7 protein-coding genes and 1 pseudogene are annotated in these 9,668 nt (G+C 69.6%); 6 read left to right on the top strand and 2 right to left on the bottom strand.

Features of this window, described 5'->3' with window-relative positions; translation table 11 throughout:
• Positions 1-468: pseudogene (locus tag VGR06_RS28315) on the bottom strand (hypothetical protein); the annotation flags it as partial.
• A gap of 260 nt (positions 469-728) precedes the next feature.
• Here VGR06_RS28315 and VGR06_RS28310 point away from each other — a divergent pair.
• The 5 genes from VGR06_RS28310 to VGR06_RS28290 all read left to right on the top strand — a co-directional run bounded on the left by VGR06_RS28310 (position 729) and on the right by VGR06_RS28290 (position 6,311).
• Positions 729-1,967, top strand: coding sequence for a branched-chain amino acid ABC transporter substrate-binding protein (locus VGR06_RS28310; protein WP_327562192.1), 1,239 nt, complete (start codon positions 729-731; stop codon positions 1,965-1,967).
• A 75-nt stretch (positions 1,968-2,042) separates the two neighbouring features.
• Positions 2,043-2,960, top strand: a complete 918-nt coding sequence (locus VGR06_RS28305) for a branched-chain amino acid ABC transporter permease (RefSeq protein WP_327562191.1) — start codon at positions 2,043-2,045, stop codon at positions 2,958-2,960.
• Positions 2,957-4,750: a branched-chain amino acid ABC transporter permease gene (locus tag VGR06_RS28300; protein ID WP_327562190.1), complete on the top strand. Its 1,794-nt coding sequence runs from the start codon at positions 2,957-2,959 to the stop codon at positions 4,748-4,750. Before VGR06_RS28305 ends, VGR06_RS28300 begins: the two co-directional genes overlap by 4 nt.
• Positions 4,747-5,598: an ABC transporter ATP-binding protein gene (locus VGR06_RS28295; RefSeq protein ID WP_327562189.1), complete on the top strand. Its 852-nt coding sequence runs from the start codon at positions 4,747-4,749 to the stop codon at positions 5,596-5,598. The genes VGR06_RS28300 and VGR06_RS28295 overlap by 4 nt, the downstream gene beginning before the upstream one ends.
• Positions 5,598-6,311, top strand: coding sequence for an ABC transporter ATP-binding protein (locus VGR06_RS28290; RefSeq protein WP_327562188.1), 714 nt, complete (start codon positions 5,598-5,600; stop codon positions 6,309-6,311). Before VGR06_RS28295 ends, VGR06_RS28290 begins: the two co-directional genes overlap by 1 nt.
• Positions 6,312-6,368: 57 nt before the next feature.
• On the opposite strand, the gene VGR06_RS28285 is transcribed toward VGR06_RS28290, so the two are convergent.
• Complete coding sequence (locus tag VGR06_RS28285; RefSeq protein WP_327562196.1) at positions 6,369-6,725, bottom strand: hotdog fold thioesterase; 357 nt, start codon at positions 6,723-6,725, stop codon at positions 6,369-6,371.
• 166 nt (positions 6,726-6,891) lie between these two features.
• Between VGR06_RS28285 and polA the strand changes: the two genes are divergently transcribed.
• The gene (gene polA / locus VGR06_RS28280; RefSeq protein ID WP_414637351.1) at positions 6,892-9,540 is read left to right on the top strand and encodes a DNA polymerase I; all 2,649 of its coding nucleotides are present in this window, start codon (positions 6,892-6,894) and stop codon (positions 9,538-9,540) included.
• Positions 9,541-9,668 lie beyond the last annotated feature (128 nt).

Below are 9,668 nucleotides of genomic sequence, written 5' to 3'. Positions count from 1 at the left end.
CGGGACGCCGGTGGTCGCGGCGGGTGCGGACCGCCGGCCGAACGCGTCCACGGCGCGCACCTCGACCCGGCAGCGCCGGCCGTCGACGAGCCCGTCCAGCTCGGTGTCCGGCGCGATCACCAGCCGGGCCTGCGCAGGCCCGTCCGGCAGCTGCGCCCAGCGCACGTCGTAACCAACCGCCCCCGCCACCGAGACTCCGCCGGGCCGGCCGTCGTCCCAGGACACCAGCAGCCGGCCGGGCGCGGGCGCGGCGACCAGCCCGGCCGGCACGCCGGGGCGCTCGCCGGGCTGCGGTACCACCAGGTTGGCCGCGGCGTACTGGTTGATCCGCACCGGGGGCGCGACCGCGTCGGGTTGCGGCGCGGGCGGCGGCGCCGGCTGACCGTCGGTCGTGCGCAGCAGGATCACCGCCCCGGCCACCAGCGCCAGGCCACCCACCCACACCAGCAGGCGGGTTCGAATCGGCACGTTCGAAAGCCTAGGAGCCGGCTCTACCTGGTGGGCCGGCTGTTGCCTAAGTGAGATCGCCCCACTACGTAACGGAATCGGCCCAGTTGTCCGGACTGCGGACGGCCGTGGGTCAATTTCGTTGCAGTCTGGTCACGAGGGGGGCTGGGGCGTGACTCGCCCTGCATTGGTTACTACGTTCCGGCCCAGCCCTCTGACAGGGACGAGGGCGGGGTCCGGCATGCTTACCCGCATTGTTCGGACGAAGGCGCGGAGACGCGATGAAGGGACGTGACGTGCGAAACCAGACGGCGAAGGCCGCGGTGCTGGTCGCTGCTGGCGCATTGGTGCTCGCAGCTTGTGGCACAAACAAGACCGAGTCGGGCGGTGGTGGCGGCGGTCAGGCCTCGTGTGATCAGAGCAAAGGCACCCTCGTGGTCGGGGTCATCTCCCCGCTGACCGGTGAGCTGTCCGCGCTGGGGAAGGGCATCGAGAACTCGACCCGCCTCGCGGTCGACCAGGCCAACGAGAAGTGCGCCGTCAAGGGCTACAAGCTGGCCGTGGACGCGCAGGACGACCAGAAGAACCCGACGCTGGGCGCCCAGGCGGCGACCAAGCTGTCCACCGACCCCAACGTGGTGGGCGTGGTCGGCACGCTGAACTCCTCGGTCGCGCAGAGCGTGCAGCCCATCCTGGCGCAGAAGAAGATCCTGCAGATCTCGCCCGCCAACACCAACGACACGCTGACCAAGGGCAAGGACTTCGCGACCGCCCCGAAGCGGCAGTTCGACACCTACTTCCGCACCTGCACGGTGGACTCGCTGCAGGGCCCGACGGCCGCGGACTACCTGACGAAGAAGGCCGGCAAGAAGGCCATCGCGATCGTCACCGACGGCCTGACCTACGGTGAGGGCCTCGCCGACGAGGTCACCAAGCAGGCCCAGAAGAACGGTGCCAAGGTCGTCACCCGGGAGAAGGTGGGCGAGAAGGACACCGACTTCTCCGGCGTCATCGCCAAGATCAAGCCGACCAACCCGGACGCGCTGTTCTTCGGTGGCCAGTACCCGCAGGCCGGCCCGCTGTCCAAGCAGCTCAAGAACGCCGGCATCAACATCCCGGTGATGGGCGGCGACGGCATCTTCGACGACAAGTTCATCGAGCTCGGCGGCAAGGACGGCGACCTGGCCACCTCGGTCGGCGCTCCCACCGAGTCGCTGGACAGCGCTAAGGCGTTCGTCGAGGCGTACAAGGCGAAGAACTACAAGGAGGGCTTCAGCGCCTACGGTGCGTTCTCCTACGACGCGGCCAACGCGATCATCGGTTCGCTGGCCACCACGCTCAACGGCGGCGACTGGAGCGACAGCAAGCGCGCCGACCTGCTGACCAACGTGGGCAAGTACAAGTCCGGCGGGGCCACCGGTGAGATCGCGTTCGACCAGTACGGCGACAGCACGAACAAGGTGCTGACCGTCTACCAGGTGTCGAGCGGCAAGTGGTCCGCGGTCGAGACGACCGGCTGACCGAACGGTTCACTGACCCAACGGGGGTGGGCGCTCTGCCGCCCGCCCCCGTTGCGTACCGGAGGTAAGTAATACGTGACGACGCTGTTGCAGCAGATCGCCAACGGCCTCGTGTTGGGCGCGACCATCGGTCTGATCGCGCTGGGCTACACGATGGTGTACGGCATCATTCAGCTGATCAACTTCGCGCATGGTGAAGTGTTCATGGTCGGGACGTTCGGCGGGCTGGCCACGTTCCGGTGGATCCTGCCGTCGGGGATCAAGTCCCAGTGGTACCTGGCCCTGCCGTTGATGCTGCTGGGCGGCGTGATCGTGGCCGTGGTCATCGCGGTGATCATGGAGCGGTTCGCGTACCGCCCGCTGCGCAACGCGCCCCGGCTGGCCCCGCTGATCACCGCCATCGGCGTGTCGTTCTTCCTGCAGGAAGCGATCCGGGTGTGGTTCCCCAACGCCGACTCGGCCCAGCCGTTCCCCTTGGTGTTCATCGACGCGCAGGTCCGGATCGGGGACATCTCGGTGTCCGCCTCCGGCGTTCTGCTGATCGCGGTCTCCATCGTGCTGTCCGTGCTGCTGACCCAGTACGTGAGCCGGTCCCGGATGGGCCGGGCGATGCGGGCCATCTCGCAGGACCCGGACACCGCCCGGCTCATGGGCGTCAACCCGGACCGGGTGATCGTGCTGACGTTCATCCTCGGCGCCGCGCTCGCCGGCGTCGGCGGCGTGCTCTACGGGTCGTACATCACCAACGTGGACAACTCGATCGGCTTCCAGAACGGCATCTTCGCGTTCACCGCCGCGGTCCTCGGCGGCATCGGCAACCTGCGCGGCGCGGTGATCGGCGCGTTCATCATCGGGCTGATCAAGACCTTGGGCGGCCAGTACCTGCCCGGCGGGTCGTCCTACGACTACGTGTGGATCTTCCTGGTGCTGATCCTGGTGCTGGTGTTCCGGCCGCAGGGCCTGTTCGGCGAGGCCGAAAGGGTACGCGCATGAGCAACGCTGTCCAGGCGATCCGGCGCGGCGCGGGGTTCACCTCGACCCGGCCGCGGCTCGCTGTCCCGCTCTCCGCGCTGGGCGCGGTGCTGCTCATCGCCGGTTCGCTGCTGCCCTGGGCGACGTTCATCCTCAACGACGCGCCGTACCCGGAGAAGGCCACGCTGCAGTTCTTCGACGCGCCGTTCGAGGTCGGCGGGTACCGGGCGCATCTGCTGTGGTTCGGTGTCGCCGCCCTGGTCGTCACGTTCGTCACCCGGATTCCCGGCCGCGGCCGGGTGTTGCGGGCGCTCGGCTGGGGCGGTCTGGCGGTCGCCCTGATCACCACCTTCTTCATCGCCCAGCGCGGCGGCGGGCTCGGCGCGGTCACCGCGGCGGACGGGGCGACGGCCTTAGGCGGCATCGTCGGGATCGCCGGCGGGCTGCTGCTGATCCTCGGCGCCACCGCGGCGGGGATCGGCGAGATTCCGCAGTGGCGCACCGATCTGCCGCGACCGCTGGCCTGGCTGGTGCTGGCGGTCGCATTCGCCGGGGTGCTGTACCTGGTCTCGCTGACGCTCACCGCCGGGGGCACCGGCGGTGCGTCCAACCCGCACGCCGGGCCGGTGTTCGTGGCCTTCCTCGGTATGGCCGGGGGTCTGCTCGGTGCCCTGCACGGGCTGGGCGTCACCCGGTGGGTCTCGGCGCTGTCCGAGGGACACCGGGCCTTCTCGATCGTGGTGCTCGTGCTGTGCGCGCTGGCGCTGCCGCTGACCAAGGCGGACAGCGAGTACTGGATGACCGTCTCGGTCACCATCGGCGTCTACGCGGTCACCGCGATCGGGCTCAACATCGTGGTGGGTCTGGCCGGGCTGCTCGACCTCGGTTACGTCGCGTTCATGGGGATCGGCGCGTTCGTCGCGGCGAACCTGTCCGGCGCGACCGCCTCGAAGCTCGGCGTCACCCTGCCGTTCCCGATCGTGGCGGTGATCGCCGCGGTGATCGCCGGCGTGTTCGGCGCGGTGGTCGGCTCGCCGACGCTGCGGGTGCGCGGTGACTACCTGGCGATCGTGACGCTGGCGTTCGGGGAGATCTTCCGCAAGTCCGCGCAGAACAACATCGGCGGGCTGACCGGCGGGGCGAACGCGATCCCCGGCATCCCGCAGCTGGAGATCGGCGGCACCGCGTTCAGCGACTCGATCACCGTCGGCAGCGTGGAGCTGCCGGCCGGGGTGCTGTACTACTTCCTGATCGTGCTCGTGGTGGCCGCGGTGATGGCGATCTTCGCCAACCTCAAGAGCAGCCGGATCGGGCGGGCCTGGATCGCCATCCGGGAGGACGAGGACGCCGCCCGGGCCATGGGCATCAAGACCGGCAAGATCAAGATCCTGGCGTTCCTGGTCGGGGCGACCCTGGCCGGGGTGGCTGGGGCGATCTTCGCGCACAAGTTCAGCCAGGCCTCCTACGACCAGTTCACGTTCATCGAGTCGGTGACCCTGCTGGCCGCCGTGATCCTGGGCGGCATGGGCACGATTCCCGGTGCGGTGCTGGGTGCCTCGCTGCTGTTCGTGCTGCCGGAGCGGCTCCGGGAGTTCGCGGACTACCGGCTGATGATCTTCGGTCTGGCCCTGGTGTTCATCATGCGGTTCCGGCCGCAGGGCCTGGTGCCCGACCGGGTGCGTCGCGCGGAGTTCGCCGGGGAGACCGCCGAGGGCAAGTCCATCGAGGAGCTGGAGGAGGAGCTCGTGGCCGAGCACGAGCTCGCCGAGGAGGCCGCCGTCGGGGCGACTGCGAAGGAGAACCCCTCATGACCGCCGAGTTGGTCGAGCCGGTGGGCGTCGGGTACCCGGTACTCGAGGCGCGCGGCGTCACGATGATCTTCGGTGGGCTGACCGCGCTCAACGACGTGTCGCTGACGTTGCACCACGGGCAGATCTTCGGGCTGATCGGTCCGAACGGGGCCGGCAAGACCACGTTCTTCAACTGCCTCACCGGGTTGTACACGCCGACCCGGGGTGAGGTGGTGCTGCACGGGGTGCCGCTGACCGGCGACCCGGCCGCGGTCACGATCGCCGGGATCGCCCGCACGTTCCAGAACATCCGGCTGTTCCCGAACATGACGGTGCTGGAGAACGTGCTGGTGGGCCGGCACTGCCGGATGCGCCAGGGGCCGATCGCCTCACTGCTGCACGGGCCGGTGTTCCGCCGGGTGGAGCGGGAGGCCCGGGAGCGGTCCCGGGAGCTGCTGGCGTTCGTCGGTCTGTCCAAAATGGAGGGTGAGGTCGCGCGCAACCTGCCCTACGGCGACCAGCGCCGGCTGGAGATCGCCCGGGCGCTGGCCACCGATCCCAAGGTGCTGCTGCTGGACGAGCCGACCGCGGGGATGAACCCGCAGGAGACCGACGCCACCCGGCACCTGATCTTCCAGATCCGCGACACCGGCGTCGCGGCCGTGGTGATCGAGCACGACACCAAGTTCATCTTCGGCCTGTGCGACCAGGTCGCCGTGCTGGTGCAGGGTGAGCTGCTGGTGGAGGGGACCCCTGAGACGGTCCGCGACGATCCCCGGGTGATCGAGGCCTACCTCGGCAAGCCACGGGAAGAGGTGGAGGCCGAGGTGCGTGCCGCGGCGGCCGAGCACGGTAGGGAGGACGGCTGATGACTCCGTTGCTGGAGGTCCGGGAGCTCAGCGTCGCCTACGGCGCGATCGAGGCGGTCCGCAACGTCTCGTTCTCCGTGGAGCTGGGCCAGATCGTCTGCCTCATCGGGGCGAACGGCGCCGGCAAGACCACGATCCTGCGCACGATCTCCGGCCTGCTGCGGCCGCGCGCCGGCGACATCCTGTTCGAGGGCGCGTCGATCGCGAAGCTCCCGGCGCACGAGATCCTCAGCCGGGGCATCGCGCAGAGCCCGGAGGGCCGGCGGATCTTCGCCCGGATGACCGTCGCGGAGAACCTCCTTCTCGGTGCGTATGCCCGGCGGGACAACGAGGTCGACGCCGACATGCAGCGGGTGTTCACCCTGTTCCCGGTCCTGGGCGAGCGACGGCACCAGAAGGCCGGCCTGTTCTCCGGCGGCGAGCAGCAGATGCTCGCCATCGGCCGCGCGATGATGTCCAAGCCGCGCCTGCTGATGCTCGACGAGCCCTCCATGGGCCTCTCGCCGATCATGACCCAGCGCATCTTCGACACCATCAGCGAGCTGCAGTCGCAGGGCACCACGATCCTGCTGGTGGAGCAGAACGCCCTGGCGGCACTGGCCCTGGCGGATCGCGGCTACGTGATCGACCTGGGCCAGTCCACGCTCGAGGGTTCGGGGCACGACCTGCTGGCGGATCAGCGGGTGCGGGCGGCGTATCTCGGCGAGGCGTGAAGTGCGATGAAGGGGGCCTTTCTCACGCTGGAGGTGAGGAAGGCCCCCTTCATCGCATTACGGCCCCGGCGGCCGGTCGCGGACGATGCAGGTCAGCCGCGCCGTGCAGGTGCGGCGGCCCTGCTCGTCGGTGATCACGATCTCCACCGTCGCCGTGCTGCGCCCGGCGTGGATCGGCGTCGCCACCCCGGTGACCACGCCCTCGGTCGCGGCGCGGTGGTGCGTGCAGGAGAGCTCCAGCCCGAGCGTGGCGCGGTCGAGCCCGACGCTCAGGGCGGCACAGACCGAGCCGATGGTCTCGGCGAGCACCGCGTTCGCGCCGCCGTGCAGGAGGCCGTAGGGCTGGAGGTTGCCCTTGACCGGCATGGTGCCGACCACACGCTCCGCCGACCACTCGGTGATCTCGATGCCCATCTTCGTGGGCAGCAGCTGGTCGGCGATGTCCGGCCGGATCCCGGGAAACTGCGCGGTCAAGGTCCCTCCTCCGAGTGTCGGTGCCTCACCCTAGACTCGCCTCGTGACTGCCAAGCCCGGTACCAGCGCCGATCAACGCCTGCTGCTGCTCGTGGACGGCCATTCGATGGCGTACCGGGCGTTCTACGCGCTGCCCAAGGAGAACTTCTCCACGCAGACCGGCCAGCACACCAACGCGGTCTACGGGTTCACCTCGATGCTGATCAACCTGCTCCGCGACGAGCAGCCCACGCACATCGCGGTCGCCTTCGACGTGTCCCGCAAGACGTTCCGCAGCGAGGCCTACGCCGAGTACAAGGCCGGCCGCAGCAGCACCCCGGACGAGTTCAAGGGCCAGGTCTCGCTCATCGAGGAGGTGCTGCGCGCGCTCTGCCTGCCGTTCCTGTCCAAGGACAACTACGAGGCCGACGACCTGATCGCCACGCTCACCACGCAGGCCGTCGCCGCCGGGTTCCGGGTGCTCATCTGCAGCGGCGACCGGGACGCCATCCAGCTCGTCAACGAGAACGTCACGCTGCTGTACCCGAGCCGGGGCGTGTCCGAGATGTGGCGGCTCGACCCGCCGACGGTGCTGGAGAAGTACGGGGTCACGCCGACCCAGTACCCGGACTTCGCGGCGATGCGCGGCGACCCGTCGGACAACCTGCCGAAGATCCCCGGCGTGGGGGAGAAGACCATCGCCAAGTGGATCAACGAGTTCGGCACGCTGGGCGAGCTGGTCGACCGGGTGGACGAGGTCAAGGGCAAGGCCGGCGACGCGTTGCGCACCAACCTGTCCAACGTGCTGCTCAACCGGCAGCTCACGGAGCTGGTCAAGGACGTGGAGCTGGAGGTCGGGCCTAACGACCTGGCGAAGCGGCCGTGGGACCGGGACGCCGTGCACCGGCTGTTCGACGAGCTGGAGTTCCGGGTGCTGCGCGAGCGGCTGTTCGCCGAGCACACCAGCGTCGAGCCGGAGGCCGAGGAGGGCTTCGAGGTCAGCGGCGGCCTGCTGCAGCCCGGCGAGCTGAAGGGCTGGCTGGCCGAGCGAAACGGGCAGCGGCTCGGCGTCTGCTTCCGCTACACCCCGACCGGCGTGGCGAGCGAGGCGGTGGAGCTGCGCACGGTGGCCATCGCCGGGGTGGACGGCGGTGGCGTGTTCATCGACGCCGGCGAGCTCATCGAGGAGGACGAGCGCGCGCTGGTGGCGTGGCTCGCGGACGAGAAGCAACCGAAGCTCACCTACGACGTGAAGCGCTCGCTGCACGCGGTCCGGCACCGCGGCTGGACGCTGCGCGGTCTGGCCGCCGACACCCAGCTCGCCGCGTACCTGGTCCGGCCGGGCCAGCGCTCGTTCAGCCTCGATGATCTGGTGCTGCGCTACCTCAAGCGGGAACTGCGGGTGGAGGAGCAGCCCGAGGAGCGCCAACTGTCCCTTTTGGACGGCGTGGAGGGCGACGACGCGCAGCTCGCCTCCGGGGAGATCGTCAAGGCGCGGGCGATCGCGGAGCTGGCCGACGCGCTGGACGTGGAGCTGGAGCGCACCGGCGGCGCGCGGCTGCTGGTGGAGATGGAGCTGCCGCTGCTGGAGGTGCTGGCCGAGCTGGAGGCGGCCGGCATCGCGGTCGACGCGGATCTCCTGGCTTCGCTGGACGCGCACTTCGGGGCGCGGGTGAAGCAGGCCGAGCAGGAGGCCTTCGCGATCATCGGCAAGGAGATCAACCTCGGCTCGCCCAAGCAGCTGCAGGTGGTGCTGTTCGACGAGCTGAAGATGCCGAAGACCAAGCGCACCAAGACCGGCTACACCACCGACGCCGACGCGCTGACCAGCCTGTACGAGCAGACCGAGCATCCGTTCCTGGCGCACATGCTGGAGCACCGGGACGCCACCCGGCTCAAGATCACGGTCGAGGGCCTGATCAAGTCGGTGGCCGACGACGGCCGGATCCGCACCACCTACAGCCAGACCATCGCGGCCACCGGCCGGCTGTCCTCCACCGAGCCGAATCTGCAGAACGTGCCGATCCGCACCGACGAGGGCCGCACCATCCGCGACACGTTCATCGTCGGCAAGGATTACGCCGAGCTGATGACCGCGGACTACAGCCAGATCGAGATGCGGATCATGGCGCACCTGTCCGCCGACACGGCGCTGATCGAGGCGTTCAACTCCGGCTTCGACTTCCACGCCGCCACCGCGGCCCGGGTGTTCTCCTGTGACCCGACGGAAGTCACCGGCGCGCAGCGGGCCAAGATCAAGGCGATGAACTACGGCCTGGCGTACGGCCTGTCCGCGTTCGGCCTGTCCCAGCAGCTGCGGATCTCCACCGAGGAGGCCCGTGAGCTGATGGACGAGTACTTCGCCCGGTTCGGCGGCGTCCGCGACTACCTGCAGTCAGTGGTCGCGCAGGCGCGCAAGGACGGCTACACCGAGACGATCTTCGGCCGCCGCCGCTACCTGCCGGACCTCACCTCGGACAACCGCCAGCGCCGCGAGATGGCCGAGCGGATGGCGCTCAACGCCCCGATCCAGGGCAGCGCCGCGGACATCATCAAGGTCGCCATGCTCGGCGTGCACCGCGAGCTGAAAGCCGCCGGCCTGCGCACCCGGATGCTCCTCCAGGTCCACGACGAGCTCGTCCTCGAGGTCGCCGAGGGCGAGCACGCGGCCGCGGAAGCCCTGGTACGCAAGGAGATGGGCGGGGCGTACGCGTTGGATGTGCCGTTGGACGTCTCGGTGGGCTTCGGGCGGAGCTGGAACGATGCGGCGCACTAGGCCGGCGGTAGGGGTGAACTGTGCTCGCGGAAAGCGCTCGCCGGGGCCGGCCTGATCTGTGTTCTCTGGGGGCCAAGCCCCCAGACCCCCGGCCGGCGGGGCTCCGCCCCCCGGACCCCCCTAAGCGG

This window comes from Actinophytocola sp., from assembly GCF_036002505.1.
Classification (GTDB): domain Bacteria; phylum Actinomycetota; class Actinomycetes; order Mycobacteriales; family Pseudonocardiaceae; genus DASYTH01.
Note: the sequence above shows the minus strand (reverse complement) of the source record. Positions and strands in the feature narration are given on the sequence as shown.

Bases quoted from the DNA above. Each gene is read 5' to 3' on its own strand.
- VGR06_RS28310 (WP_327562192.1), top strand. From the start codon at position 729: ATGAAGGGACGTGACGTGCGAAACCAGACGGCGAAGGCCGCGGTGCTG.
- VGR06_RS28295 (WP_327562189.1), top strand. From the start codon at position 4,747: ATGACCGCCGAGTTGGTCGAGCCGGTGGGCGTCGGGTACCCGGTACTC.
- VGR06_RS28290 (WP_327562188.1), top strand. From the start codon at position 5,598: ATGACTCCGTTGCTGGAGGTCCGGGAGCTCAGCGTCGCCTACGGCGCG.
- VGR06_RS28300 (WP_327562190.1), top strand. From the start codon at position 2,957: ATGAGCAACGCTGTCCAGGCGATCCGGCGCGGCGCGGGGTTCACCTCG.
- polA (WP_414637351.1), top strand. From the start codon at position 6,892: ATGGCGTACCGGGCGTTCTACGCGCTGCCCAAGGAGAACTTCTCCACG.
- VGR06_RS28285 (WP_327562196.1), bottom strand. From the start codon at position 6,725: ATGGGCATCGAGATCACCGAGTGGTCGGCGGAGCGTGTGGTCGGCACC.